This window comes from Maribacter sp. Hel_I_7 (genome assembly GCF_000688315.1).
GTDB classification, from domain to species: domain Bacteria; phylum Bacteroidota; class Bacteroidia; order Flavobacteriales; family Flavobacteriaceae; genus Maribacter; species Maribacter stanieri.
Genome location: NZ_JHZW01000003.1, coordinates 1,853,782 through 1,879,478, shown reverse-complemented (window position 1 = coordinate 1,879,478; position 25,697 = coordinate 1,853,782). Strand labels below are relative to the sequence as shown.

The 25,697-nt window shown below is 34.2% G+C and carries 24 protein-coding genes and 5 tRNA genes; 24 read left to right on the top strand and 5 right to left on the bottom strand.

All coding sequences use genetic code 11. From position 1 onward, the window contains the following. Nucleotides 1-51: 51 nt before the first annotated feature. The 5 genes from P178_RS0119825 to P178_RS0119805 form a co-directional block, all read right to left on the bottom strand. A complete protein-coding gene (locus P178_RS0119825) occupies nt 52-615 on the bottom strand; it encodes an anthranilate synthase component II (protein ID WP_027067871.1) in 564 nt (187 codons plus the stop codon). Between the two features lies 1 nt (nt 616). After that, the gene (locus P178_RS0119820; protein WP_027067870.1) at nt 617-2,014 is read right to left on the bottom strand and encodes an anthranilate synthase component I family protein; all 1,398 of its coding nucleotides are present in this window, start codon (nt 2,012-2,014) and stop codon (nt 617-619) included. A gap of 252 nt (nt 2,015-2,266) precedes the next feature. Then, nucleotides 2,267-2,848, bottom strand: a complete 582-nt coding sequence (locus tag P178_RS0119815) for a YceI family protein (protein WP_027067869.1) — start codon at nt 2,846-2,848, stop codon at nt 2,267-2,269. 31 nt (nt 2,849-2,879) lie between these two features. Beyond that, complete coding sequence (locus P178_RS0119810) at nt 2,880-3,512, bottom strand: NAD(P)H-dependent oxidoreductase (RefSeq protein WP_027067868.1); 633 nt, start codon at nt 3,510-3,512, stop codon at nt 2,880-2,882. 11 nt (nt 3,513-3,523) lie between these two features. Beyond that, nucleotides 3,524-3,970 carry a MarR family winged helix-turn-helix transcriptional regulator gene (locus P178_RS0119805; protein WP_027067867.1) on the bottom strand — a complete coding sequence of 149 codons (447 nt, stop codon included), beginning with the start codon at nt 3,968-3,970 and terminating at the stop codon, nt 3,524-3,526. Nucleotides 3,971-4,109: 139 nt separating this feature from the next. Here P178_RS0119805 and P178_RS0119800 point away from each other — a divergent pair, with 139 nt between their 5' ends. The 24 genes from P178_RS0119800 (at nt 4,110) to rpoC (ending at nt 25,660) form a co-directional block, all read left to right on the top strand. Then, complete coding sequence (locus P178_RS0119800) at nt 4,110-4,418, top strand: rhodanese-like domain-containing protein (RefSeq protein WP_027067866.1); 309 nt, start codon at nt 4,110-4,112, stop codon at nt 4,416-4,418. A gap of 57 nt (nt 4,419-4,475) precedes the next feature. Continuing rightward, entirely contained in the window at nt 4,476-5,753 is a 1,278-nt protein-coding gene (locus P178_RS0119795; protein ID WP_027067865.1) for a DUF2851 family protein, read from the top strand. A gap of 11 nt (nt 5,754-5,764) precedes the next feature. Further along, a complete protein-coding gene (locus tag P178_RS0119790; protein WP_027067864.1) occupies nt 5,765-5,992 on the top strand; it encodes a PspC domain-containing protein in 228 nt (75 codons plus the stop codon). A gap of 3 nt (nt 5,993-5,995) precedes the next feature. Next, nucleotides 5,996-7,003: a potassium channel family protein gene (locus P178_RS0119785; RefSeq protein ID WP_027067863.1), complete on the top strand. Its 1,008-nt coding sequence runs from the start codon at nt 5,996-5,998 to the stop codon at nt 7,001-7,003. Between the two features lie 88 nt (nt 7,004-7,091). Continuing rightward, entirely contained in the window at nt 7,092-8,702 is a 1,611-nt protein-coding gene (locus P178_RS0119780) for an alanine/glycine:cation symporter family protein (RefSeq protein ID WP_027067862.1), read from the top strand. A 12-nt stretch (nt 8,703-8,714) separates the two neighbouring features. Next, a complete protein-coding gene (locus P178_RS0119775) occupies nt 8,715-9,593 on the top strand; it encodes a ComEA family DNA-binding protein (protein WP_027067861.1) in 879 nt (292 codons plus the stop codon). 10 nt (nt 9,594-9,603) lie between these two features. Beyond that, nucleotides 9,604-10,773 carry an acyl-CoA dehydrogenase family protein gene (locus P178_RS0119770; protein ID WP_027067860.1) on the top strand — a complete coding sequence of 390 codons (1,170 nt, stop codon included), beginning with the start codon at nt 9,604-9,606 and terminating at the stop codon, nt 10,771-10,773. Between the two features lie 100 nt (nt 10,774-10,873). Continuing rightward, complete coding sequence (gene rpsU, locus P178_RS0119765) at nt 10,874-11,068, top strand: 30S ribosomal protein S21 (RefSeq protein ID WP_027067859.1); 195 nt, start codon at nt 10,874-10,876, stop codon at nt 11,066-11,068. 89 nt (nt 11,069-11,157) lie between these two features. Beyond that, nucleotides 11,158-12,048, top strand: coding sequence for a tyrosine-type recombinase/integrase (locus P178_RS0119760; RefSeq protein ID WP_027067858.1), 891 nt, complete (start codon nt 11,158-11,160; stop codon nt 12,046-12,048). A gap of 46 nt (nt 12,049-12,094) precedes the next feature. After that, entirely contained in the window at nt 12,095-12,397 is a 303-nt protein-coding gene (hpf, locus tag P178_RS0119755; protein ID WP_027067857.1) for a ribosome hibernation-promoting factor, HPF/YfiA family, read from the top strand. Nucleotides 12,398-12,500: 103 nt separating this feature from the next. After that, nucleotides 12,501-12,574: transfer RNA gene (locus P178_RS0119750), tRNA-Thr, on the top strand. 27 nt (nt 12,575-12,601) lie between these two features. Further along, a tRNA-Tyr gene (locus P178_RS0119745) sits at nt 12,602-12,683 on the top strand. 47 nt (nt 12,684-12,730) lie between these two features. After that, nucleotides 12,731-12,803, top strand: a tRNA-Gly gene (locus tag P178_RS0119740). 70 nt (nt 12,804-12,873) lie between these two features. Continuing rightward, a tRNA-Thr gene (locus tag P178_RS0119735) sits at nt 12,874-12,945 on the top strand. A gap of 55 nt (nt 12,946-13,000) precedes the next feature. Next, nucleotides 13,001-14,188: an elongation factor Tu gene (tuf, locus tag P178_RS0119730; RefSeq protein WP_027067856.1), complete on the top strand. Its 1,188-nt coding sequence runs from the start codon at nt 13,001-13,003 to the stop codon at nt 14,186-14,188. 98 nt (nt 14,189-14,286) lie between these two features. Next, nucleotides 14,287-14,362 (top strand) — tRNA-Trp (locus P178_RS0119725). A gap of 55 nt (nt 14,363-14,417) precedes the next feature. Next, nucleotides 14,418-14,606, top strand: a complete 189-nt coding sequence (gene secE / locus P178_RS22990) for a preprotein translocase subunit SecE (RefSeq protein WP_081819476.1) — start codon at nt 14,418-14,420, stop codon at nt 14,604-14,606. An 8-nt stretch (nt 14,607-14,614) separates the two neighbouring features. Continuing rightward, the gene (gene nusG, locus P178_RS0119720; RefSeq protein WP_027067855.1) at nt 14,615-15,166 is read left to right on the top strand and encodes a transcription termination/antitermination protein NusG; all 552 of its coding nucleotides are present in this window, start codon (nt 14,615-14,617) and stop codon (nt 15,164-15,166) included. 78 nt (nt 15,167-15,244) lie between these two features. Then, nucleotides 15,245-15,682 carry a 50S ribosomal protein L11 gene (gene rplK / locus P178_RS0119715; RefSeq protein ID WP_027067854.1) on the top strand — a complete coding sequence of 146 codons (438 nt, stop codon included), beginning with the start codon at nt 15,245-15,247 and terminating at the stop codon, nt 15,680-15,682. Nucleotides 15,683-15,700: 18 nt separating this feature from the next. Then, nucleotides 15,701-16,390, top strand: a complete 690-nt coding sequence (gene rplA, locus P178_RS0119710; protein ID WP_027067853.1) for a 50S ribosomal protein L1 — start codon at nt 15,701-15,703, stop codon at nt 16,388-16,390. 25 nt (nt 16,391-16,415) lie between these two features. Further along, nucleotides 16,416-16,931, top strand: coding sequence for a 50S ribosomal protein L10 (rplJ, locus tag P178_RS0119705; RefSeq protein ID WP_027067852.1), 516 nt, complete (start codon nt 16,416-16,418; stop codon nt 16,929-16,931). Nucleotides 16,932-16,982: 51 nt separating this feature from the next. Beyond that, nucleotides 16,983-17,357 (top strand): 50S ribosomal protein L7/L12, encoded by a 375-nt coding sequence (gene rplL, locus P178_RS0119700; RefSeq protein WP_027067851.1) that lies wholly within the window; start codon nt 16,983-16,985, stop codon nt 17,355-17,357. Between the two features lie 132 nt (nt 17,358-17,489). Then, on the top strand, nt 17,490-21,299 hold the full coding sequence (rpoB, locus tag P178_RS0119695; protein WP_027067850.1) for a DNA-directed RNA polymerase subunit beta: 3,810 nt from the start codon (nt 17,490-17,492) through the stop codon (nt 21,297-21,299). A gap of 62 nt (nt 21,300-21,361) precedes the next feature. Further along, nucleotides 21,362-25,660: a DNA-directed RNA polymerase subunit beta' gene (rpoC, locus tag P178_RS0119690; RefSeq protein ID WP_027067849.1), complete on the top strand. Its 4,299-nt coding sequence runs from the start codon at nt 21,362-21,364 to the stop codon at nt 25,658-25,660. The last annotated feature ends 37 nt before the right edge of the window (nt 25,661-25,697 follow it).

Below are 25,697 nucleotides of genomic sequence, written 5' to 3'. Positions count from 1 at the left end.
CTCTAAGTTGTATTACATAAAACCTTAAGCCTTATTATATGATAATTAAGCTTAAGCGTTTAACCAATTTTCTAACATCTTTTTCCCTTGCGGTGTTAGAACAGATTCTGGGTGAAATTGAACAGCTCGAACATCGTACGTTTTATGTCTTAGCGACATTATCTGTCCATTTTTATCAACGGAGGTAGCTTCTAAACTATCTGGTAAATTTGGGTTCACCACCCATGAATGGTAACGACCAACTTCAATTTCATTTGGAATACCTAAAAATAAAACATCTTCTTTTGTGATATTTATTTTCGTTGCAATACCATGATAAACTTCATCTAAATTTATGAGAGATCCACCAAATACTTCTGCAATGGCTTGTTGACCAAGGCATACACCAAAGATACTTTTGGTAGGTGCATACTTTTCTATAATTTGTTTCAGTAAACCAGCTTCGTCAGGTATACCAGGACCGGGTGAGAGTACAATTTTATCAAATGCATCAACCTCTTCTAATGTAAGTTGGTCGTTTCGTTTTACAATAACCTCGCAACCTAATTCCTCTAAATAATGCACTAGATTGTAGGTGAAACTATCGTAATTATCTATGACTAATATTTTCTTCATTTTAAATATCTTCAGCTATTTCTAATGCTTTGGTCAATGCGCCCAATTTATTAAATGTCTCTTGTAATTCACTTTCTGGATCAGATGCAGCAACTAAGCCGGCACCCGCTTGGTAATGTAATTTGTGATTTTTACTTAAAAAAGTTCTAATCATTATGGCATGGTTAAAGTTTCCTGTAAAATCCATGAAACCAATAGCGCCACCGTAATAACCGCGACTTGTTTTTTCATATTTTTCAATAAGCTGCATGGCCATATGTTTTGGTGCACCACTTAATGTACCTGCGGGGAAAGTATCTGCTACCACTTTCATAGTAGGGATATCACTTTTCTTCAATCCCGTAACCTTAGAAACTAGGTGAATAACATGCGAGAAAAACTGCACTTCTCTATAGTTTTCAACTTGTACAACACTACCATTTCTACTAAGGTCGTTACGTGCAAGATCTACCAACATAACATGCTCGCTATTTTCTTTATCGTCTGTTTTTAATTCTTTTGCCAGTTGCGCGTCTTGTTCGTCATTACCCGTTCTTTTGAATGTACCTGCAATAGGATGTATTTCTGCTTTACCATCACTGACAATTAATTGTGCTTCTGGAGAACTACCGAATATTTTAAAATCGCCATAGTCAAAATAGAATAAATAAGGAGAAGGATTTACTGATCGTAAAGCTCTATATACATTAAACTCATCGCCTTTAAAACCTTGAGAAAAACGTCTACTTAGCACAAGTTGAAATACATCTCCGCGTTGGCAATGTTTCTTAGCTAGAGCAACATGCGCTCTATATTCTTCATCCTCTAAATTAGACTCTCTTTCACCATCAATTTTAAAATTGTAAGTTGCAAAATTTCTAATATTTAATAGCTGTTCTAATTCTGGAATATTGTTTTCAGTTTCATAACAATGAGCAAAAAGATATGCTTCATTTTTGAAATGATTTATGGCTATAATGTTTTGATATACCGCATAGTAAATATCTGGAATTTGAATAGAATCATCTTTTACAGATAATTTTACATCCTCAAAATAACGAACGGCGTCATACGCCATGTACCCGAACAACCCGTTGTTAATAAATTTATAGTCATTGTCATCAGCTTTAAAAGCCTTGCTGAAAGAATCTATAATGTCAACAACGTTTGTTTGTGGGGTAATTTGTATTTCTTCAGTAACACCATCTGGAAATTGCTTGGTAATAACTTCGTTTTCTACTTTAATTGACGCAATAGGGTTGCAGCAGATATATGAAAAGCTATTATTGTTGGCGTGATAGTCACTACTTTCTAATAAAATACTGTTTGGAAAACGGTCTCTTATTTTTAAATAAACACTTACCGGCGTAACAGTGTCGGCAAGAATTTTTTTATGATATGTCTTAAATTGATAGGTCATAGGTACTTTTATAAAATAAAGAAGGCTTGTCGTGATGACAAGCCTTTATATAGTTTTACTACAATGATGCTTTGCTCACGATGTTTTTCGTAAGTTGTTCCACCACCAAGTATTTACATTTAAATTTTTCATTGAGCTCAAATATAAAAAGGAAATTTAAACTATCAAACTTTACCTTGTCAAAAATAAAAATCCCTTTGTATTTATATCAAAGGGATTTTAAATTGTTGTAATATGAATGTTTTAAAACAATTATAGTGCTAAATCAACCACTAAGTCAAAATCATCATAGATTGCTTTATCTCCAAGATTGTCAAAAAAGCTTCCAGAACCATATTTAATATCAAATTTAGTTCTATCTACTTTCATAGTTGCTGAAGCTTTGTTTTCAAACATAGATACTACTAAAGTTACTGGTTTTGTAATTCCTTTTATAGTTAAATCTCCAGTAACTGTGTATGAGTTATTGTTCATTGCCTTAACAGAAGTAAAAACCAATTTAGAAGTTGGGTTACTTTCTACGCCAAAGAAATCAGCAGATTTCAAATGACCCTCAAGTTTTTCTTTTCCTTTTCCTGCTTCTAGGTCATTACACGAAATTGATGTCATATCTATAACAAATTCACCACCTGTTAATTTCTTGCCGTTCATTTCTAAATGACCAGATTTTAGATTAATGTTACCATTGTGTTCTCCTGTAACCTTGTAACCTTTCCAAGTAACTGTGCTTTCGCTAACTTTTATTTGTTTTTTTTCTCCATCAATTGGTGTAGATGCTGTTGCGCTAAAACCGAATATAGCTACGAATGCTAAACTTAATAATGACTTCTTCATGTTCTTTAATTTTAAAATGATTGTGTTTAATTTATATATGGGTAATAATTTGTTCTTTAGAATATCTAACCTTAGGGTAGTGCTGTGTTGTGTCGTCAGCAGATCTATAACCAACTGCCAAAACTACGGCAGCATTTAAATCTTTGTCGGTTAGACCTAAAATTTCATTGTATTTAGCTTTATCGAAACCTTCCATTGGGCAGGTGTCAATTTTCATTTCAGAAGCTACGGTCATTAAATTCCCTAAAACAATGTACGCTTGGTTAGATGTCCAAGTATTCTTATATGCATCGGGTAAAACTAAAAGTGTAGATTTCATAGTTTGAGAAAAGCCTTCAAGGTCTTCTTTTGAAACTCCACGTATAGCCATAATATTAGCTATGTAATCGTCGATTATGGTTTCATTAAAAGTTGGTTTATTTGCAAGTACTATTAAATAAGATGCATCTGTTATTTGAGGCTGGTCATAAGAAGCTTTTCTTAGTTTTTGTCGTACGTCTGTATCTTCAATAACATAAATTTCATATGGTTGTAAACCATAAGAAGAGGCAGTTAATCTTGCAGCTTCTAAAAGAGTTTCTAAATCTTTTTCGCTTACCTTTTTTGAGCTATCAAATTTTTTGGTGGCATAACGCCAATTCAATTTATCTACTATTGAGTTCATTTATTTTTAACTTAAAATTTATTTAATAATTCATTTAGTTCATGTAATTCTGCATCGCTAAAGTTTTTAAGTATTTTCTTCTCAGCTTCAAAAAGTATTCCATCAATTTCATTTAGAAAATTTAAGCCAGCTTCAGTGATGACAATTTCAACCTTTCTTCTGTTTTTTAAACAGATTGTTCTGTTGACGAAATTTTTTAAAATTAGTTTATCGACTAATCGTGTAGTGTTGCTCATTTTGGTAACCATTCTATCATTTATGGTAGAAAGATTGGCAGGTTTACCATTTTGACCCCTTAAAATTCTTAAAACATTAAACTGTTGTATAGAAATATCATAAGGTTTAAGAACCGCAGATACTTCCTCATCTAGTTTATTGGCAACTAATGCTACATGTATTAATGTCCGTTTTACCAACGGCATTTTTTTATTTGTTTTAATAACTTCCTCTACATTCATGTCGATACAATAATTGTATATACAAATGTATGTTTAATACATGGTTTAAAATTATCTTTAAGATTAATTATTTGTTAAAATTATCGGAGACCAACAATTACAGAAAAATCAATTATTTTTACCATATATAATTTATACTATGGCAGATTTATCACAACAAGATTGGGAAGAGCAGTTAGCGAAAGATTCTAATGCTATCATACTCGATGTAAGAACAGAAGAAGAAATAGAAGAAGGTATCATTCCAAATTCTATTAACATTGATATTTATAAGGGTCAAGAGTTTGTAGAAGAAATTGAGAAATTGGACAAAACTAAAAATTATTACGTTTACTGTAGGTCAGGTAATAGAAGTGGACAAGCTTGTGCAATAATGAAAAACCTAGGGTTTGATACTGCATATAATCTTCAAGGAGGTTTTATGAACTGGGAAGGAGAAACAGCTTAATTTTTATTTATTTCAGAAAATATGCCCGCTTTACAGCGGGTTTTTTATTTTTATAAAATGAAGGAAGACTTGCTTCATTTTATCTGGAAGTTTAAAAAATACCCCATTAATGGACTTGTGACCACATCTGGCGAAGCTATTAACGTGGTATCTACAGGAATACATAATCATTTAAGTGGACCGGATTTTTTTAATGCTCAATTAGAATTGAATCAACAATTATGGGCAGGAAATGTTGAAATTCATATAAAATCTTCTGACTGGTATGCTCATAATCATCAAGAAGATTCAAATTATGATAATGTAATACTGCATGTTGTCTGGGAAGATGATTTATCGGTCTTCAGAAAAGATGGTAGTCAAATACCTACATTAGCTTTAAAAGAATATATTCCATTAAAAATTTTAGATACCTATCAAAATCTCTTTGACGCCAGAAACTATAAATTCATTAATTGTGAAAATGAGTTTATTAAAGTAGATGAATTTATTAAGGATAATTGGATGGATCGGTTGTTTGTAGAACGGTTAGAACAAAAGAACGTCATAATAAATAAGTTGCTCGAAGAAACAAATAATAACTGGGAACATGTTTTGTTTCTAATGCTGTTAAAAACCTTTGGCTCTAAAATTAATGGAGAAACTTTCGTGGAAATAGGAAAATCTATTAATTTTTCAATCATTAGAAAGTTATATAACAAACCACTGGAAATGGAAAGTTTGCTTTTTGGGCAAGCCAATTTGTTAAATGGCGCAGATGAAGGTGACAAGTATTTTAATGATTTAAAAAAAGAGTATGCATATTTCAAGCATAAGTATAATTTAAACTCGGTTTTTAAGTCTCCAGAATTTTTTAGACTAAGACCTTCAAATTTTCCTACCATTCGTATAGCGCAACTAAGTGCCATTTATGTTAAGAATAATAATTTGTTTCATTTATTAATAGAGAAAGATGAGCCTAATGTTTCTGGGGTATTAAATGCAGAAATAAGCGAGTATTGGGAAGACCATTTCAATTTTGGTAAAACTTCTAAAAAAAGTAAAAAGAGAGTTACTGATTCTTTTTTAGATTTACTTATGATCAATACCATAATACCTTTAAAATTTGCCTTTCAACGTTATAAGGGCAGTGTAGATAATGATGCATTGTTAAAATTAATGAAAGATATCAAAAAGGAGGAAAATAATTTAATATCTAAATTTGGAAAATTAGGCGTGATAGTTAAAAGCGCTAAAGATTCTCAAACATATTTACAATTGTATAATAATTACTGTAGTAAAGACAAATGTTTAGATTGTGCTATAGGGGCATCTTTAATGAATATAAAAGTCTAATTTTATACTAAATGAATGTATTCTATAAATTATTACTCTATTTTCAGAAAAGAGGGTTTGAGGTTTGTGGTAGAATTGCCGAGCGTTTGGGTATAAGGGCTAGGGTGGTTAGAACCTCTTTTATTTACCTCACTTTTGTTACTGTTGGTTTTGGATTTGCATTATATCTATTTTTAGCATTCTGGCTAAGAATAAAAGATTTAATTTATACAAAACGGAATTCTGTTTTTGATTTATAAAGTATGATACAATTATTTAAATCTAAAATTTATTTAGCATTGACATTAATGCTAATGGTTTTAGCTTTTGGTGTGCTTGGGTATCGATTTGTTGCAGATTATTCGTGGGTTGATGCTCTTTATATGACCATTATTACGGTCACCACTGTTGGCTTTTCTGAAGTAAGACCAATGGGTCCCGAAGGGAAAATATTTACAATTATCCTTATAGTTACTAGCGTATTTATAGTTGGTTTTGCCATATCTATAGTTACGGAATACCTACTCTCCAGAAATTCAGTAGAACTGCTAAAAAAGAAGAAGATGAAGAATGCAATTGAAAATTTAAATCAACATGTTGTTGTTTGTGGCTTTGGACGTAATGGTATGCAGGCAGCAGAAAAATTGAAAGCATACAAGCGCCCATTTGTAGTTATTGAAAAAGAAAAAGAAGTAATAGAGAGGTTTAGTGAAGATATTTTGTTTGTTGAAGGCGATGCTAACGACGATGATGTATTGTTAGAAGCAGGTATTGAAAGAGCACAATACCTTATTGCTACTTTGCCAGATGATGCAGCAAACTTGTTTGTGGTTTTATCTGCTAGGCAAATGAAAAAAAATCTATTTATAATAAGTAGGGCATCTTTGGTTAACTCTCAAAAAAAGTTGTTTTTAGCCGGTGCCAATAAAGTTATTATGCCAGATAAAATTGGAGGTGATCACATGGCTTCGTTAGTGGTGATGCCAGACCTGATTACTTTTATGGATAAGCTCTCGATGGAAGGTGAGAATACCACAAACTTGGAAGAGGTAGCTATAGAGGATTTTGCAAATCAAATTGATTGTAATTCGTTGAGAGATTTAGATTTACGAAGAAAAACAGGTTGTACCATAATAGGGTATATCTCTCCAGATGGTGATTATACCATAAACCCCGAAGCAGATATGAAACTACAGCCAAAAAGTAAGGTTATAGTATTAGGTAGACCGGAACAAATAAAGAAATTAAATGAAATGTTCAATATAGAATAATCATCTTTCTGTCATATATATTTGATTGCATCCATTATTTTTAGGATATTGCTAGATTAACTAACTAATTCAAAAAAAATTTAAACTTATGAAGTATAAACTTCTAACTCTATTAACACTGTTAATACCGTTTTTAACCATTGCTCAAGAAAAAGGTTTGGATGAAATAGTAAATGATGCTTTTATGCCCTTTGCAACTTGGTGGGAAGCAACTGTTTTGACATCCGTTCCAATAGCTGGTTACAACATTCCAATAGTTTTAATATTGTTGATAGCAGGGGCAACTTTCTTTACCATTTATTTCAAATTCCCTGGTATTACTAAATTTCCTTTGGCTATTAATGTAGTTAGGGGTAAATATGAGGAAATTGAAAAGTACGGACTTGAAAAAGTTCAGTTACACATGACCGATGATGGAGATATTCCTGATACAATTAGAGATGAGAGTGAAGAAGGAGAAGTAAGTCACTTCCAAGCTTTGGCTACAGCCGTTTCAGGTACAGTTGGTTTAGGTAATATAGCAGGTGTTGCAGTAGCTATTGCATTAGGTGGTCCTGGGGCAACCTTTTGGATGATTGTATGTGGATTAATTGGTATGTCAACAAAGTTTGTTGAATGTACGTTAGGTGTAAAATATAGAGATGTAGGTCCTGATGGAACAGTATACGGTGGACCAATGTATTACCTGTCAAGAGGTCTAAGTGAGAGTAATTTTAAAATTTTAGGAAAAATTCTAGCAGGTGTTTTTGCTGTTCTTTGCGTAGGGGCATCATTCGGTGGTGGTAATGCATTTCAATCTAACCAAGCTGCTGTTCAGTTAACTTCTATGTTCAATTTAGAAGGCGGTGCAACTGGAGTTATTATAGGTGTTATTCTTGCGATTCTAGTAGGGATTGTTATTATTGGTGGAATTAAAAAAATTGCAAGTGTTACAGAAAAGATAGTTCCGTTTATGGCGGGTATTTATGTTTTAGCTTCTTTAGTTATCATTTTTGCTAATATTAAATATATAGGTGATGCCTTCGGTATGATTTTTTCTGGTGCATTTTCACCAGATGCTGCTCTTGGTGGTGTTATTGGTGTTATAATTGTTGGTTTCCAAAGAGCTGCATTCTCTAATGAGGCTGGTGCTGGATCTGCTGCAATTGCGCACTCGGCAGTAAAAACAAGATACCCTGCAAGTGAAGGTATCGTAGCATTACTAGAGCCTTTTATTGATACTGTTGTTATTTGTACTATGACAGCCTTGGTTATTATATTCTTTAATATGGATGCAGGCGCTTTTGAGTATGGTAATGGTGTTGGTAGTACCGTAATGTTAAATGAAACTGGTGCTTATATTGGTGGTGTAGATTTAACTTCTATGGCATATGATTCTGTAATACCTGGTTTTAGATATGTATTAACAATTGCAATTATATTGTTTGCTTTTTCTACAATGATTTCTTGGTCTTATTACGGACTTCAATCTTGGAAATATTTATTTGGTAGAGGTAAAACTGCAGATATCGCTTACAAAGTATTGTTTTTAATGTTTGTTGTAATTGGTGCGGCAGCTACGTTAGATGCTGTTATTAAATTTTCAGATGCGATGATTTTAGCATTGGTTTTTCCAAACATGATAGGTCTTCTAATTCTTTTTCCTAAAGTGAAGAAAAGTTTGGTTAGATACTTAAATGCTATTAAAGAGGTATACTAATAAATTTAGATTTTGATAAATTTTAAATCCCACTTCAAGTTCAATAAACAAGAACGAAGTGGGATTTTCTTTTTATTATTTTTTATCATAATTATTCAGTTAGGGTATTATGCATATGAATCTAATGCTGTTAGTCAGCCATATCCTTTAGTGGTTGATAATGATGAGCAAATCAAAATTGATTCATTAAAGAACATTACTGCTACAAAAGATACGGTAACTTCCTATCCGTTCAACCCTAATTTCATTACAGATTATAAAGGCTATACTCTAGGGATGTCGGTAAATGAGATAGATAGGTTGCATAGTTTTAGAGATGAAAATAAATATGTGAATTCTGCTAAAGAATTTCAAAATGTAACTAATGTTTCAGATTCGTTATTAAATGCGATTTCTCCAAATTTTAAGTTTCCGGCTTGGACTCAAAACAAAGAGAAAAATTCATCTAAAAAAACAAACATATATGTAGTTAAACCTGAGAACAGTAAAATCGTCTACAAAGATTTAAATACAACTACGGCAGAAGAATTACAAGAGATTAATGGAATTGGAGAGAAATTATCTGCTAGAATTATAAAATTTCGAGATAGGTTAGGGGGCTTTGTAATAGATGATCAATTATTTGATGTCTATGGTCTTGAAAAAGAAGTTGTAAATAAGACTTTGAGGAAATTTAAAGTGATTTCTAAACCAGAAATTATAAAAATAAATGTAAATACAGCAACTGCTGCAGAATTGTCTAAATTGATATATCTTCAAAAACACGTAGCTCAGAGCATAGTAAATTATCGTAATCTCAACGGAAGTATCAATTCTTTGAACGAATTATTAAAAATAGAGGATTTTCCGGCAGAGCGTATTAATAGAATTACTTTATATTTGTCATTATAAAAAAAACGCTATGCAAAGTATGTACTTCACTGAAGAACATCAATTATTTAGGGCCAGCCTAAAGGATTTTTTACAAAAAGAAGTTGTTCCTCATATAGATAAATGGGAGGAAACTGGAACAATTGAAAGATTCATATGGAAGAAATTTGGAGATATGGGTTATTTCGGTTTGTTAACTCCAGAAGTAGATGGTGGTCTTGGTCTTGATCTTTTTTATACAATTATTCTACTAGAAGAATTACAAAAAGTTAATTCTGGCGGATTTGCAGCTGCAATTTGGGCACATGCCTATTTGGCTATGACGCATTTAAATAAGGAAGCAGATTCATTTCTAAAAGAAAAGTATTTGAGACCTAGTGTTGATGGCGATAAAATTGGTTGTCTTTGTATATCAGAACCTTTTGGAGGAAGTGATGTGGCCGCAATGAGAACAACTGCAGTTAAACAAGGTTACCATTATATTTTGAATGGTTCGAAGACCTTTATTACAAATGGTGTATATGCTGATTATATGATCGTAGCGGCAAAAACTAAACCTGAGCTAGGTAATAAGGGTATTAGTATTTTTGCTGTTGATAGAAAGAGTGAAGGCGTTACGGCTAGTAAATTAAATAAATTAGGTTGGAGAGCTTCAGATACCGCAGAATTGGCATTTGATAATGTAAAAATACCTGTGGAAAATTTAATGGGTGAAGAAAACATGGGCTTTTCATATATAATGGAGCACTTTTCATTGGAAAGATTGATAATGGGAGTTAATGCTCATGCACGATCAGAGCATGTTTTAGATTATGCTTTAAATTACATGTCAGAAAGAGAAGCTTTTGGGAAGTCAATCAACCAGTTTCAGGCTTTGAGGCATAGAATTGTTGATCTTCATGCAGATATAGATATGTGTAAAGAGTATAACTATTCTGTTGCTTATCGTTTAGATAAGGGGCAGTACGTGGTTAAAGAAGCTACGATCTCTAAATTAAAATCAACAAAGGTTGCAGACGAGGTTGCTTATGAGTGTTTACAATTTTTAGGGGGCTACGGGTATATAGAAGATTATCCTATGGCACGTAACTTTAGAGATAGTAGATTGGGGCCTATTGGTGGAGGAACGTCAGAAATATTAAGAGAAATAATTTCTAAAATTATCATCGATAAGAAAGAATATAAGCCGGCTACAGTATAGTTTGGAATATAAAAAGTTTTAAAAACACATTATAGGTTGCCTATTTAAATATAGTTAGTATATTTGCAGCCTTAATCACAAAAGAGAGGAGGTTTAGCCCATGTTAATAATACCAGTAAAAGAAGGAGAAAACATCGATAGAGCTTTAAAGCGTTTCAAACGTAAGTTCGATAAGACAGGTACAATGAGACAGTTACGTAAGCGTCAACAGTTTAATAAGCCGTCGGTTGTTCGAAGAGCACAGATACAAAAAGCAGAATATATTCAAGGTCTTAGAGATCAAGAAGAAATCTAAACTTTGTTTTGATAAATTTAAAATCCCGCTATTTGCGGGATTTTTTTTGCTCAAATTTCAACTAGTTTTAAACTTTAATATCTTAGTGTATGTTTTTAACTGAATTTATATCATATCTAGCTCTAGAGAAAAATTATTCTGCGCACACAATAAAAGCGTATGAGAATGATATTTTAGAGTTTAGCGGATTTTGTAAATCTAATTATGATATTGAAAGTATTGATAGTGTAGAGTACAGTGTTGTGAGGTTATGGGTGGTAGATTTGTCTGAAAGACAAATAAATAATCGTTCTATTAATAGAAAAATATCTTCTTTAAAAGCTTATTTTAAATTCCTAAAGAAATTAGGTGTGTCCCAAATTAATCCATTGGTAAAACATAAAGCGTTAAAAACCGCAAAAAAAATTGAAATACCATTTTCAGAATTAGAAATGGAAAATGTATTGTCTAAAATTGAATATGCAAATGATTTTGAGGGTGTTAGAGATGAGTTGTTAATTCATGTGTTGTATGTTACGGGTATAAGAAGGGCAGAGTTGATTGAGTTGAAAGTTTTAGATGTGGATTTTGAGAACATGACTTTAAAAGTATTGGGAAAGAGAAACAAGGAGAGGGTCATACCTATGTTGGCTGAAACTAAAGAAAAATTTAATAGATATCTCAGCTTTAGAGAAGGGCTACCTGAGATAATAGATGAAAGAAATATATTCTTAACAAAGTCTGGTAATAAATTATACGAAACACTTGTTTATAGGTTAATAAAAAAGTACTTTAGAGAGGTTTCCTCAAAGGTAAAGACGAGTCCTCATATTTTAAGGCACACCTTTGCCACGCATCTTCTAAATAAGGGTGCAGATTTAAATGCGGTCAAAGAGTTGCTTGGTCATTCCAGTTTAGCTTCTACGCAAGTATATACGCATAATAGTATAGCGGAGTTAAAAAAGGTTCATGCAAAGGCTCATCCAAGAGGAGGAAAATAATAATTGTATAATCTGGCTAAGTAAATAAGCCATAAATTTTCTGACTATGAAGGTAAATACACAATCGGTGAATTTTAATGCGAATAGTAAATTGATTAATTTTCTTCAGAATAGACTTGATAAGGTGGAAACCTTTTATTCTAAGGTAATTAGCTCTGATGTTTATATGAAGGTTGAGAATACAAGTGCAAAAGAAAATAAGATAGTTGAAATAAAAATTACGATACCTAAAGATAAATTTGTTGTTAAAAAACAATGTAAATCATTTGAAGAGGCTGTGGACTCAGCCTGTAGTTCGCTGGAACGTAGGCTAATAAAGCAAAAAGAGAAATTAAGATTACAAGCTTGATTAAAAATTTTTAAAAATTTGTTTTGAATAAACAAAAAATACTATACATTTGCAGTCCGTTAGAAATAGCGGGCTTTTTTATGACAGAAAAGTCGTGAAATAAGCCGATGTAGCTCAGCTGGCTAGAGCAGCTGATTTGTAATCAGCAGGTCGTGGGTTCGAGTCCCTCCATCGGCTCTTAAGTTCTTTAAAATATTAGTTTGAGGGGAGATACTCAAGCGGCCAACGAGGGCAGACTGTAAATCTGCTGACTACGTCTTCGCAGGTTCGAATCCTGCTCTCCCCACAAAACTATTTAGAAAAGAATTTTATTGAAATATTGTAATATTATAAGCGGGAGTAGCTCAGTTGGTAGAGCGTCAGCCTTCCAAGCTGAATGTCGCCGGTTCGAACCCGGTCTCCCGCTCTATAAATTTGACAGAAATGTCATTCCTGCGAAGGCAGGAATCTATCCTTGGGTAGATTCAACACTTTACGCCGGTGTAGCTCAGGGGTAGAGCGTTTCCTTGGTAAGGAAGAGGTCACGAGTTCAATTCTCGTCATTGGCTCAATTAAGGTATAAATTTGTACACTAATATAAACTAAGAATAAAATACATTAAACATGGCAAAGGAAACTTTCGATCGTTCCAAACCGCACTTAAATATAGGTACTATTGGACACGTGGATCACGGTAAAACTACATTGACTGCTGCTATTACTACTGTTTTGGCAAATGCAGGTCTTTCTGAATTGAGAAGTTTCGATTCTATCGATAACGCTCCTGAGGAAAAAGAAAGAGGTATTACAATTAACACTTCACACGTAGAGTATTCTACAGCTAATCGTCACTACGCACACGTTGACTGTCCTGGTCACGCGGATTACGTAAAGAACATGGTTACTGGTGCTGCTCAAATGGATGGTGCTATATTAGTTGTTGCTGCTACGGATGGTCCTATGCCACAAACTCGTGAGCATATCCTTTTAGGTCGTCAGGTTGGTATTCCAAGAATAGTTGTATTCATGAATAAAGTGGATATGGTTGATGATGAGGAATTGATCGAGCTTGTTGAAATGGAAGTAAGAGAATTGCTTTCTTTCTATGAGTATGATGGTGATAATGGTCCTGTAATCGCTGGTTCTGCTTTAGGTGCATTGAACGGTGAGCAAAAATGGGTTGATACTGTTATGGAGTTGATGGATGCTGTTGATGCGTGGATCGAACTACCTAAAAGAGATGTTGAAAAGGATTTCTTAATGCCTGTTGAAGATGTATTTACTATTACAGGTCGTGGTACTGTTGCAACTGGTCGTATAGAAACTGGTATTGCAAATACGGGTGATCCAGTTGAGATCATTGGTATGGGTGCTGAAAAATTAAACTCTACTATTACTGGGGTTGAAATGTTCCGTAAGATTTTGGATAGAGGTGAGGCTGGAGATAACGTAGGTATCTTGTTAAGAGGTATTGAAAAATCTCAAATTAGCCGTGGAATGGTAATCTGTAAGCCAGGTTCTGTTAAGCCACACGCTAAATTTGAAGCTGAGGTTTATGTATTGAAAAAAGAAGAAGGTGGTCGTCATACGCCATTCCATAATAACTATCGTCCTCAGTTTTATGTAAGAACAACTGACGTAACAGGTAACATTGCACTTCCTTCAGGAGTTGAAATGGTTATGCCTGGTGATAACCTTACTATTACGGTTGAGTTGATTCAGCCAATCGCATTAAGCGTAGGTCTTCGTTTCGCTATCCGTGAAGGTGGTAGAACAGTGGGTGCTGGTCAGGTAACTAAGATTATAGATTAATTTCAATCTAATAAGAGTATTGTATTTAAGGGTGTCTCGCTCAAGCGGGACACCTTTACATGCAAAAAATAGAATTGGTGATTAAGTTCATCGTTCATACGGGTGTAGCTCAGTTGGTAGAGCACTGGTCTCCAAAACCAGGTGTCGGGAGTTCGAGTCTCTCCTCCCGTGCCATAATAGAATTTGGATTAATTATCCTACTTTGTTGAAATTGTAAAATAGAATTTAAATGTTCACATATATAAAAGAATCCGTTGAAGAGTTAAGGAATAATGTTACTCTTCCTTCACGTGCAGAGTCATCTAATTTGATGGTTATTGTAGCTGTGTTTTCTATCCTTTTCGCTTTAGCGACATGGGGTGTGGATACGGTCTTTAGTAAAGTGATTAAATCATATTTCAACTACGTTTTAAACTAATAAGGACTATGTCAGAGGTATTGGAAAAGAAATGGTACGTTGTCAGAGCTGTCAGTGGTCAGGAGAATAAAATCAAGGGATACATAGAGAGTGAGGTAGAGCGTCATGGTTTTTCAGACTATTTAGAAGATGTTCTTGTTCCTACCGAGAAGGTTGTTCAAATCAGAAATGGAAAGAAAATAAACAAAGAAAGAGTTTATTTTCCTGGTTATATTATGATTAAAGCCAATTTAGGTGGTGAAATGGTTCACATTGTTAGGTCTATAACTAATGTTATAGGATTTTTAGGGGAAACTAAAGGGGGTGACCCGGTTCCTTTAAGAAAAAATGAAGTGAATAGAATGCTAGGTAAAGTAGATGAGCTAGCTGTTAATACTGATAGTGTAGCAATTCCATTTGTATTTGGTGAAACGGTTAAAGTTATTGATGGTCCTTTTAATGGCTTCAATGGTACTGTTGAGAAGATTAATGAAGAAAAGCGTAAGCTTGAAGTTATGGTTAAGATTTTCGGAAGAAAAACTCCGTTAGAGCTTAGCTATATGCAAGTAGAAAAAGTATAAATATTATAATAAGTGTTACATACATATAATTAAAGTAGTGTTGCTTCCGTAAACACACTTTCAATTTAATTTTAAACAATGGCAAAAGAAATAGGTAAAGTAGTTAAACTACAAGTTAAGGGAGGTGCAGCGAATCCATCGCCACCGGTTGGACCTGCCTTAGGTGCTGCTGGTGTTAACATAATGGAGTTCTGTAAGCAGTTCAATGCTCGTACACAGGATAAACCAGGTAAGATATTACCAGTTGTTATCACCGTTTACAAAGATAAGTCTTTCGACTTCGTTGTAAAAACACCACCGGCGGCAATTCAGCTATTGGAAGCGGCTAAGATTAAGAAAGGATCTGGCGAACCTAACCGAGTAAAATTAGGTAGTGTTACTTGGGACCAAATCAAGGCTATAGCCGAAGATAAAATGGTTGACCTTAATGCGTTTACAGTAGAATCAGCTATGAGTATGATAGCGGGTACTGCACGTTCTATGGGTATGAAGGTAGCAGGAAAGAAACCTTTTTAAAATCTTAAAAGTAATTAAATGGCAAAGTTAACTAAGAAGCAAAAGGAAGCGCATTCTAAAATAGAGAAAGATAAATTATACTCTGTTACAGAAGCTTCAGCTTTAATAAAAGAGATAACCAATACAAAATTCGATGCATCTGTTGATTTAGCAGTTCGTTTGGGTGTAGATCCAAGAAAAGCTAATCAAATGGTTCGTGGTGTGGTAACATTACCTCATGGAACTGGTAAAGATGTTAAAGTTTTGGCTTTGGTAACACCAGACAAGGAAGCAGAAGCTCAAGAAGCGGGTGCTGACTATGTTGGTTTAGATGAGTATTTGGAAAAAATCAAAAACGGTTGGACGGATGTTGATGTTATCATCACTATGCCAAGTGTAATGGGTAAATTAGGTCCTTTAGGTCGAGTATTGGGGCCAAGAGGTTTAATGCCGAATCCAAAGACAGGAACTGTAACTATGGATGTAGCTAAGGCTGTATCTGAAGTTAAGGCAGGTAAAATAGATTTCAAAGTTGATAAAACAGGTATCGTACATGCTGCGATAGGTAAAGCTTCTTTTTCTGCAGATAAAATTGCAGATAATGCTAAGGAGTTGTTGGATACTTTGAATAAGATGAAGCCAACTGCGGCAAAAGGTGTTTACATGAAATCAATTTTCATGTCTAGTACTATGAGTCCTAGTTTGCAATTAGATCCAAAGTCAGTTTAACAGCTGGTAGTTAAAAATTAAAAGTATGACAAGAGAAGAAAAAGCAACGGTTATAAAAGATTTGACTACGCAGTTGGCAGATAGTACCACTATTTATGTGGCAGATATCTCAGGTTTAGATGCAGGTACAACTTCTGATTTAAGAAGAGCTTGCTTTAAAGCTAATATAAGACTGGCTGTAGTTAAGAATACTTTGCTTGCAAAAGCAATGGAAGCTTCGGAAAAAGAATTTGGTGAATTACCAGAAACATTGAAAGGGAATACTTCTCTTATGTTTTCTGATGTTGCCAATGCTCCTGCAAAATTAATAAAGAATTTTAGAAAAAAATCTAATAAGCCTTTATTGAAAGGAGCTTTTGTAGAAGAAGCAATTTACATAGGTGATGAAAATTTAGATGCTTTAGTTAGCATTAAGTCTAAAGAAGAAATGATTGGTGAAATTATTGGATTGTTACAATCTCCAGCCAAGAATGTTATTTCTGGACTTAAATCTGGTGGTGGTAAACTAGCAGGTATTCTAAAAACATTATCTGAAAGATAAGTACGCACAATTAACTAAGTATATTTTAAAAATTTTATTAAACGATAGAAAATGGCAGATTTAAAAGATTTCGCAGAGCAATTGGTTAACCTTACTGTAAAAGAAGTAAATGAGTTAGCTGATATATTAAAAGATGAGTACGGTATCGAGCCTGCAGCAGCAGCAGTTGCAGTAGCAGCTGGTGGTGGTGAAGCTGGTGAAGCAGTTGAAGAGAAAACTGAATTCGATGTAATTTTGAAAGCAGCAGGTGCTTCTAAATTAGCTGTAGTTAAATTAGTAAAAGAATTAACTGGTTTAGGTTTGAAAGATGCGAAAGATATCGTTGATAGCGCGCCAAAAGCTGTTAAAGAAGCAGTTTCTAAAGATGAAGCTGAAGGTATTAAAAAATCATTGGAAGAAGCTGGAGCAGAAGTTGAGCTTAAATAATAGCAACAACCATATTACTTTTGGTTTAGGTCTTTTCGCTTTTGGCGGTTAGACCTAAGCCATTTTATAGATTTAGGTATATTAAGATGTATACTACTCATTTAGTACTCACGATCAAAACACTGTCCGTAGATGTTCACAAATAATACTGAAAGAATAAGCTTCGCTTCCGCAAGAAACACACCGGATTACCCGGATTTCTTAGATATTCAGATTAAATCTTTCCAAGACTTTTTTCAACTAGAGACTAAATCAGATGAAAGAGGTAATGAAGGTCTTTATAATACCTTCATGGAAAATTTCCCAATTACTGATACAAGAAATCAGTTTGTATTGGAATTCCTTGATTATTTTATAGACCCACCAAGATATTCTATACAAGAATGTATTGAACGTGGTCTTACTTATAGCGTCCCTTTAAAAGCACGTTTAAAATTATATTGTACTGATCCAGAACATGAAGATTTTGAAACGATTGTACAGGATGTGTATTTAGGTACAATTCCATATATGACTCCAAGTGGTACTTTTGTGATCAATGGTGCAGAGAGAGTTGTGGTTTCTCAGTTGCATAGATCTCCAGGGGTATTCTTTGGTCAATCTTTCCATGCAAACGGAACAAAATTATATTCTGCTAGGGTAATTCCTTTTAAAGGTTCTTGGATAGAATTTGCTACCGATATTAATGGCGTTATGTATGCTTATATCGATAGAAAGAAAAAATTACCGGTTACAACTTTATTCAGAGCTATTGGTTTTGAGCGTGATAAGGATATTTTAGAAATTTTCGATCTTTCTGAAGAAGTGAAAGTTTCTAATGCCGGATTAAAAAAAGTTCTTGGTCGTAAATTAGCGGCAAGAGTATTGAACACTTGGCATGAGGATTTTGTTGATGAGGATACTGGTGAAGTTGTATCAATAGAACGTAATGAGATTGTTTTAGATAGAGATACTATTCTTGAAAAAGATCATATTACTGAAATTATAGATGCTGATGTAAAAACTATTCTTTTACATAAAGAAAATAATGCGCAATCTGATTACGCAATTATTCATAATACATTACAAAAGGATCCAACGAACTCTGAAAAAGAAGCCGTTGAACATATCTATCGTCAATTACGTAATGCTGAGCCGCCAGATGAGGAAACAGCACGTGGTATTATTGATAAATTATTCTTTTCTGATCAACGTTACAACTTAGGTGAAGTTGGTCGTTATAGAATGAATAAGAAATTACAGTTGGATATTGGAATGGATAAGCAGGTATTAACCAAAGAGGATATCATAACTATAATAAAATATTTAATTGAGTTAATTAACTCTAAGGCGGAGATTGATGATATTGACCACTTATCTAACCGTCGTGTTAGAACAGTAGGGGAACAGTTATCATCTCAGTTTGGTGTTGGTCTTGCTCGTATGGCAAGAACAATTCGTGAACGTATGAATGTTCGTGATAATGAAGTATTTACACCTATAGATTTAATTAATGCGAAGACATTGTCTTCTGTTATTAATTCTTTCTTCGGAACAAATCAGTTGTCTCAGTTTATGGATCAAACGAATCCATTAGCTGAAATTACGCACAAAAGAAGATTGTCTGCATTAGGGCCAGGTGGTTTATCAAGAGAGCGTGCTGGTTTCGAAGTACGTGATGTTCACTATACACACTATGGTCGTTTATGTCCTATTGAAACTCCAGAAGGTCCAAACATTGGTTTGATTTCTTCATTATCTGTGTTTGCTAAAGTAAATCCAATGGGGTTCTTAGAAACACCATATAGAAAGGTTACTAATTCTGTTGTTGATTATAAAAATTTCACTTATTTAAGTGCTGAAGAAGAAGAAGGAATGAAAATTGCGCAAGCAAACATTCCAATGAAAGAAGATGGTACTATTGATGCTGAAAAGGTTATTGCTAGAGAAGAAGGTGATTTCCCAGTTGTAGATCCATCAGAAATTCAGTATACGGATGTAGCTCCTAATCAAATTGCATCTATTTCTGCATCTTTGATTCCATTCTTGGAACATGATGATGCGAACAGGGCTTTGATGGGATCTAACATGATGCGTCAGGCAGTTCCTTTATTGAAACCACAATCACCGATTGTAGGAACAGGTTTAGAGCGTCAAGTGGCTTCTGATTCTAGAGTATTGATAAATGCTGAAGGTGATGGTGTTATTGAATATGTAGATGCTCAAAAAGTAACTATCAAATATGATAGAACTGATGAGGAGAGATTAATTAGTTTCGAGGAGGATAGTAAAACATATTTCTTAGTTAAGTTCAGAAAAACGAATCAAGGAACAAATATTAACCTTAAACCAATTGTACAAGTTGGTGATAGAGTTAAAAAAGGACAAGTTCTTTGTGAAGGTTATGCAACTGAAAAAGGGGAATTAGCATTAGGTAGAAACTTAACAGTGGCATTTATGCCGTGGAAGGGTTATAACTTTGAGGATGCAATTGTAATTTCTGAAAAGGTTGTTCGTGAAGATATTTTTACGTCTATTCATGTTGATGAATATTCTTTAGAAGTAAGAGATACAAAATTAGGTGCAGAAGAGCTTACTCATGACATACCTAACGTTTCAGAAGAGGCTACAAAAGACTTGGATGAAAATGGTATGATAAGAATTGGTGCCGAGGTTAAGCCTGGTGATATTCTTATTGGTAAGATTACACCAAAAGGTGAGTCTGATCCTACACCTGAAGAAAAATTATTACGTGCCATTTTTGGAGATAAAGCGGGTGATGTAAAAGATGCTTCTTTAAAAGCTTCACCTTCTCTTAGAGGTGTTGTAATTGAAAAGAAATTATTCTCAAGATCTGTAAAGGATAAGAGAAAACGTTCTGAAGATAAAGAAGAGCTTTCTAAGTTAGAATTGGAATACGAAGTAAAATTCCAAGAATTAAAAGATGTACTTGTAGAGAAATTATTTACAATAGTAAATGGTAAAACTTCTCAAGGTGTGCTTAATGATTTAGGAGAAGAAGTTTTACCTAAGGGTAAAAAGTATACCATGAAAATGTTAAACTCTGTTGATGATTTTGCACACCTAGTAGGTGGTAGCTGGACAACAGATAACGATACTAATGGATTGGTTGCTGATTTACTTCATAACTATAAAATTAAACTTAACGATTTACAAGGAAACTTGAGAAGAGATAAGTTTACAATTTCTGTAGGTGATGAATTACCTGCAGGTATTATGAAATTAGCTAAAGTTTATATTGCTAAGAAGCGTAAGCTGAAAGTTGGTGATAAAATGGCAGGTAGACACGGTAATAAAGGTATTGTATCTAGAATAGTACGTCATGAAGATATGCCGTTCTTGGAAGATGGAACTCCTGTTGATATCGTACTTAACCCACTGGGTGTACCATCGCGTATGAACATTGGACAGATTTATGAAACTGTATTAGGTTGGGCAGGTCTTAAACTTGGTAGAAAGTATGCAACTCCAATTTTTGATGGTGCTACATTGGATCAAATTAATGCTTATACTGACGAAGCAGGTATTCCAAGATTTGGACATACATACTTATATGATGGTGGAACAGGTCAGCGTTTTGATCAGCCTGCAACAGTAGGGGTGATTTATATGTTGAAACTTGGTCACATGGTAGATGATAAAATGCACGCACGTTCTATAGGACCATATTCATTAATTACACAACAACCTTTGGGTGGTAAAGCTCAATTTGGTGGTCAAAGATTTGGTGAGATGGAAGTTTGGGCACTTGAAGCATATGGTGCATCTGCAACTTTACGTGAGATTTTAACGGTTAAGTCTGATGATGTTATCGGAAGAGCTAAAACCTATGAATCAATTGTTAAAGGCGAAACAATGCCAGAACCTGGTTTACCAGAATCTTTCAACGTTTTAATGCACGAACTTAAGGGATTAGGTTTGGATATTAGACTTGAGGAATAGTTCAATATTTTATATTGAAAACTATTAAGTAAAACAAATTAAAACATTATCAGCACGCTATTATGGCTAGAATAAAAGATAATAACCCAATAAAAAGGTTCGATAAAATTTCAATAGGATTAGCTTCGCCAGAATCTATTTTGGCAGAGTCTAGAGGTGAAGTTTTAAAGCCCGAAACAATTAACTATAGAACTCACAAACCAGAACGTGATGGTTTGTTCTGTGAGCGTATTTTCGGTCCTGTAAAAGATTATGAATGTGCTTGTGGTAAATATAAGCGTATTCGTTACCGTGGTATCGTATGTGACCGTTGTGGAGTAGAAGTAACGGAGAAAAAAGTACGTAGAGACCGCGTAGGTCATATTAATTTGGTAGTACCAGTTGCTCATATATGGTATTTCCGTTCTTTACCTAACAAAATAGGTTACCTATTAGGTTTGCCGTCCAAGAAATTGGATATGATTATTTACTATGAACGTTATGTAGTAATTCAACCTGGTATAGCTAAAGGTCCTGAAGGTGAAGAAATCCAAAAAATGGATTTCTTAACTGAGGAAGAGTATTTGAATATTTTAGATACTATTCCACAAGAAAATCAATATTTAGAAGATTCTGACCCAAATAAGTTTATTGCTAAAATGGGAGCGGAGTGTTTAATTGATTTATTAGGTAGAATAAATCTTAAAGAACTTTCTTTTGAGCTTAGACATAAAGCAAATACAGAAACTTCAAAGCAACGTAAAACGGAAGCTTTAAAGCGTTTACAAGTTGTTGAAGCTTTAAGAGAATCTCAAGAAAATAGAGAAAATGAGCCGGAGTGGATGATAATGAAAGTAATTCCGGTTATACCACCAGAATTACGCCCATTAGTACCATTAGATGGTGGTCGATTTGCAACATCTGATTTAAATGATCTTTACAGAAGAGTAATTATTCGTAATAACCGTCTTAAAAGATTGGTAGAGATTAAAGCTCCAGAAGTTATTTTACGTAATGAAAAACGTATGCTTCAGGAAGCTGTTGATTCTTTATTCGATAACACGAGAAAAGCGTCAGCTGTAAAAACAGAATCTAACAGACCTTTGAAATCTCTTTCTGATTCATTGAAAGGTAAGCAAGGTCGTTTCCGTCAAAACTTACTTGGAAAGCGTGTTGATTATTCTGCACGTTCGGTAATTGTTGTTGGACCAGAATTGAATTTATTTGAATGTGGGCTTCCAAAAGACATGGCAGCTGAATTGTACAAACCATTTGTAATCAGAAAACTGATTGAAAGAGGTATTGTAAAAACAGTAAAGTCCGCTAAGAAGATTATAGATAAAAAAGAGCCTGTAGTTTGGGATATTTTGGAAAATGTATTGAAAGGTCACCCAGTATTATTGAACAGGGCACCTACTTTGCACCGTTTAGGTATCCAAGCATTCCAACCTAAATTAATAGAAGGTAAAGCGATTCGTCTTCACCCATTAGCATGTACTGCATTTAATGCGGATTTTGATGGGGATCAAATGGCGGTTCACTTACCATTAGGACCAGAGGCAATTTTAGAAGCTCAGTTATTAATGCTTGCTTCTCAAAACATATTAAACCCTGCGAATGGATCACCTATTACGGTACCATCACAGGATATGGTCTTGGGTCTGTATTACATGACCAAAGAGCGTAAATCAACACCAGAAGTTCCGGTGATTGGTGAAGGTTTAACTTTTTATTCGGCTGAAGAGGTAGAAATTGCTTTCAATGAAGGCATGGTAAATCTTAATGCAGGTATAAAAGTTAGAGCAAAAGATTTCAATGAAGAAGGTGAGTTGGTTTATAAAATTATACCTACTACTGTTGGTCGTGTATTATTTAATAATCACGTGCCAGAAGCTGCAGGTTATATTAACCAAGTTCTTAATAAGAAAGCCTTAAGAAATATCATTGGTGATATTTTAGCAGTTACAAGTGTTCCAGTAACGGCTGCTTTCTTGGATAAGATTAAAACCATGGGTTATGATTTTGCCTTTAAAGGCGGATTGTCATTCAGTTTAGGTGATATTATTATACCTGCTGAAAAAATGGATATGATCGGTGAGGCCAATGGTCAAGTTGATGGTATTATGGCTAACTACAACATGGGTCTTATTACCAATAACGAGAGATATAATCAGGTTATTGATGTTTGGACATCAACTAACGCTCAATTGACAGAGTTGGCTATGAAACGTATCCGTGAGGATCAGCAAGGTTTCAACTCAGTGTATATGATGCTTGATTCTGGTGCAAGGGGTTCTAAAGAGCAAATTCGTCAGTTAACTGGTATGCGTGGTTTGATGGCTAAGCCTAAAAAATCTACTGCCGGTGGTGGTGAAATTATTGAAAACCCAATTCTTTCTAACTTTAAGGAAGGTCTTTCTATCCTAGAATACTTTATTTCAACACACGGTGCTCGTAAGGGTCTTGCAGATACCGCTTTGAAAACAGCAGATGCTGGGTATTTAACAAGAAGATTGGTTGATGTGTCTCAAGATGTTATAATTAACACTGAGGATTGTGAAACTCTTAGAGGAGTTGAAGTACAGGCGCTTAAGAAGAATGAAGAGATTGTTGAAAGCTTAGGGGAAAGAATTTTAGGTCGTGTATCATTACATGATGTATATAACCCTATGACAGAAGAATTAGTTCTTCAGGCTGGTCAGCAAATCATGGAAGTTGATGTGAAGAGAGTTGAAGCTTCTCCGATAGAAAAAATCGAAGTACGTTCAGCACTTACATGTGAGGCGGATAAAGGAATATGTGCTAAATGTTATGGAAGAAACCTTTCTACCAATAAAATGGTACAAAGAGGTGAGGCTGTGGGTGTTGTTGCTGCGCAATCAATAGGTGAGCCAGGTACACAACTTACATTAAGAACATTCCACGTAGGTGGTATTGCAGGTAACATTTCTGAAGATAATAAGTTAGAGGTAAGATTCTCAGGTATAGCTGAAATTGAAGATTTAAGAACAGTAACAGGAGAAGGTTCAGATGGTAAACCAGCTGAAATTGTAATCTCTAGAACAAGTGAGATAAAAGTTGTTGATGGTAAAACAGGTATAACTTTAAGTACTAGTAACATACCTTACGGTTCTCAGTTATTTGTTGAGAATGGTGCTAAAGTTACTAAAGGAGATGTTATTTGTTCTTGGGATCCATATAACGGTGTAATTGTATCTGAATTCCCTGGTAAGATTGCTTATGAAAATATAGAGCAAGGTGTAACTTATCAAGTTGAAATAGATGAACAGACAGGTTTCCAGGAAAAAGTAATTTCTGAATCTAGAAACAAGAAGTTGATTCCAACTTTATTGATTCAAGATGCAAAAGGAGAAACTTTACGTTCTTACAACTTGCCGGTAGGTTCACACATTATGGTAGATGATGGTGACAAGATTAAGGAAGGTAAAATTTTAGTTAAGATTCCACGTAAGTCTGCTAAAGCAGGTGATATTACTGGTGGTCTTCCTAGAGTTACAGAATTATTCGAAGCAAGAAACCCATCTAATCCAGCTGTTGTTTCTGAAATTGACGGTGTTGTTTCTTTCGGTAAAATCAAAAGAGGAAATAGAGAAATCATCATAGAGTCGAAATTGGGCGAAGTGAAGAAATATCTTGTAAAGCTTTCTAATCAGATTTTAGTACAAGAAAATGATTATGTTAGAGCTGGTATGCCATTATCAGATGGTTCAATTACTCCAGAAGATATCTTGGCTATTAAAGGTCCGTCTGCTGTACAACAGTATTTGGTAAACGAAGTTCAAGAAGTTTATAGACTACAAGGTGTGAAAATTAATGATAAGCACTTCGAAGTAGTTGTTAGACAGATGATGCGTAAAGTAAGAATTCAAGATCCGGGTGATACCATCTTCCTAGAGAATCAATTGATTCACAAAGATGATTTCATAAAAGAGAATGATGAAATATTTGGTAAGAAAGTAGTAATGGAAGCAGGTGATTCTGATAACCTAAAACCAGGTCAAATTGTTACTCCTCGTGAGTTAAGGGATGAGAATTCTTTATTGAGACGTGGTGATAAGGCTTTGGTTGAAGCAAGAGATGCTGTATCGGCGACTGCAACTCCAATACTTCAGGGTATTACTAGAGCATCGTTACAGACGAAATCATTTATTTCTGCTGCATCTTTCCAAGAAACTACTAAAGTATTAAATGAAGCTGCTGTAAGTGGTAAGATTGATACGTTAGAAGGTCTTAAAGAAAATGTAATTGTTGGTCATAAGATTCCGGCTGGTACGGGTATGAGAGACTACGATAGTATTATCGTTGGTTCTAAAGAAGAATATGATGAAATTATGGCTCGTAAAGAGGCACTAAGATTCTAAATTTATTATAACCCTCAAATTCTATTTGAGGGTTATT

Coding starts and splice junctions, on each gene's coding strand:
- P178_RS0119825 (WP_027067871.1), bottom strand. CDS start 615: ATGAAGAAAATATTAGTCATAGATAATTACGATAGTTTCACCTACAAT.
- P178_RS0119820 (WP_027067870.1), bottom strand. CDS start 2,014: ATGACCTATCAATTTAAGACATATCATAAAAAAATTCTTGCCGACACT.
- P178_RS0119815 (WP_027067869.1), bottom strand. CDS start 2,848: ATGAAGAAGTCATTATTAAGTTTAGCATTCGTAGCTATATTCGGTTTT.
- P178_RS0119810 (WP_027067868.1), bottom strand. CDS start 3,512: ATGAACTCAATAGTAGATAAATTGAATTGGCGTTATGCCACCAAAAAA.
- P178_RS0119805 (WP_027067867.1), bottom strand. CDS start 3,970: ATGAATGTAGAGGAAGTTATTAAAACAAATAAAAAAATGCCGTTGGTA.
- P178_RS0119800 (WP_027067866.1), top strand. CDS start 4,110: ATGGCAGATTTATCACAACAAGATTGGGAAGAGCAGTTAGCGAAAGAT.
- P178_RS0119795 (WP_027067865.1), top strand. CDS start 4,476: ATGAAGGAAGACTTGCTTCATTTTATCTGGAAGTTTAAAAAATACCCC.
- P178_RS0119790 (WP_027067864.1), top strand. CDS start 5,765: ATGAATGTATTCTATAAATTATTACTCTATTTTCAGAAAAGAGGGTTT.
- P178_RS0119785 (WP_027067863.1), top strand. CDS start 5,996: ATGATACAATTATTTAAATCTAAAATTTATTTAGCATTGACATTAATG.
- P178_RS0119780 (WP_027067862.1), top strand. CDS start 7,092: ATGAAGTATAAACTTCTAACTCTATTAACACTGTTAATACCGTTTTTA.
- P178_RS0119770 (WP_027067860.1), top strand. CDS start 9,604: ATGCAAAGTATGTACTTCACTGAAGAACATCAATTATTTAGGGCCAGC.
- rpsU (WP_027067859.1), top strand. CDS start 10,874: ATGTTAATAATACCAGTAAAAGAAGGAGAAAACATCGATAGAGCTTTA.
- P178_RS0119760 (WP_027067858.1), top strand. CDS start 11,158: ATGTTTTTAACTGAATTTATATCATATCTAGCTCTAGAGAAAAATTAT.
- hpf (WP_027067857.1), top strand. CDS start 12,095: ATGAAGGTAAATACACAATCGGTGAATTTTAATGCGAATAGTAAATTG.
- tuf (WP_027067856.1), top strand. CDS start 13,001: ATGGCAAAGGAAACTTTCGATCGTTCCAAACCGCACTTAAATATAGGT.
- secE (WP_081819476.1), top strand. CDS start 14,418: ATGTTCACATATATAAAAGAATCCGTTGAAGAGTTAAGGAATAATGTT.
- nusG (WP_027067855.1), top strand. CDS start 14,615: ATGTCAGAGGTATTGGAAAAGAAATGGTACGTTGTCAGAGCTGTCAGT.
- rplK (WP_027067854.1), top strand. CDS start 15,245: ATGGCAAAAGAAATAGGTAAAGTAGTTAAACTACAAGTTAAGGGAGGT.
- rplA (WP_027067853.1), top strand. CDS start 15,701: ATGGCAAAGTTAACTAAGAAGCAAAAGGAAGCGCATTCTAAAATAGAG.
- rplJ (WP_027067852.1), top strand. CDS start 16,416: ATGACAAGAGAAGAAAAAGCAACGGTTATAAAAGATTTGACTACGCAG.
- rplL (WP_027067851.1), top strand. CDS start 16,983: ATGGCAGATTTAAAAGATTTCGCAGAGCAATTGGTTAACCTTACTGTA.
- rpoB (WP_027067850.1), top strand. CDS start 17,490: ATGTTCACAAATAATACTGAAAGAATAAGCTTCGCTTCCGCAAGAAAC.
- rpoC (WP_027067849.1), top strand. CDS start 21,362: ATGGCTAGAATAAAAGATAATAACCCAATAAAAAGGTTCGATAAAATT.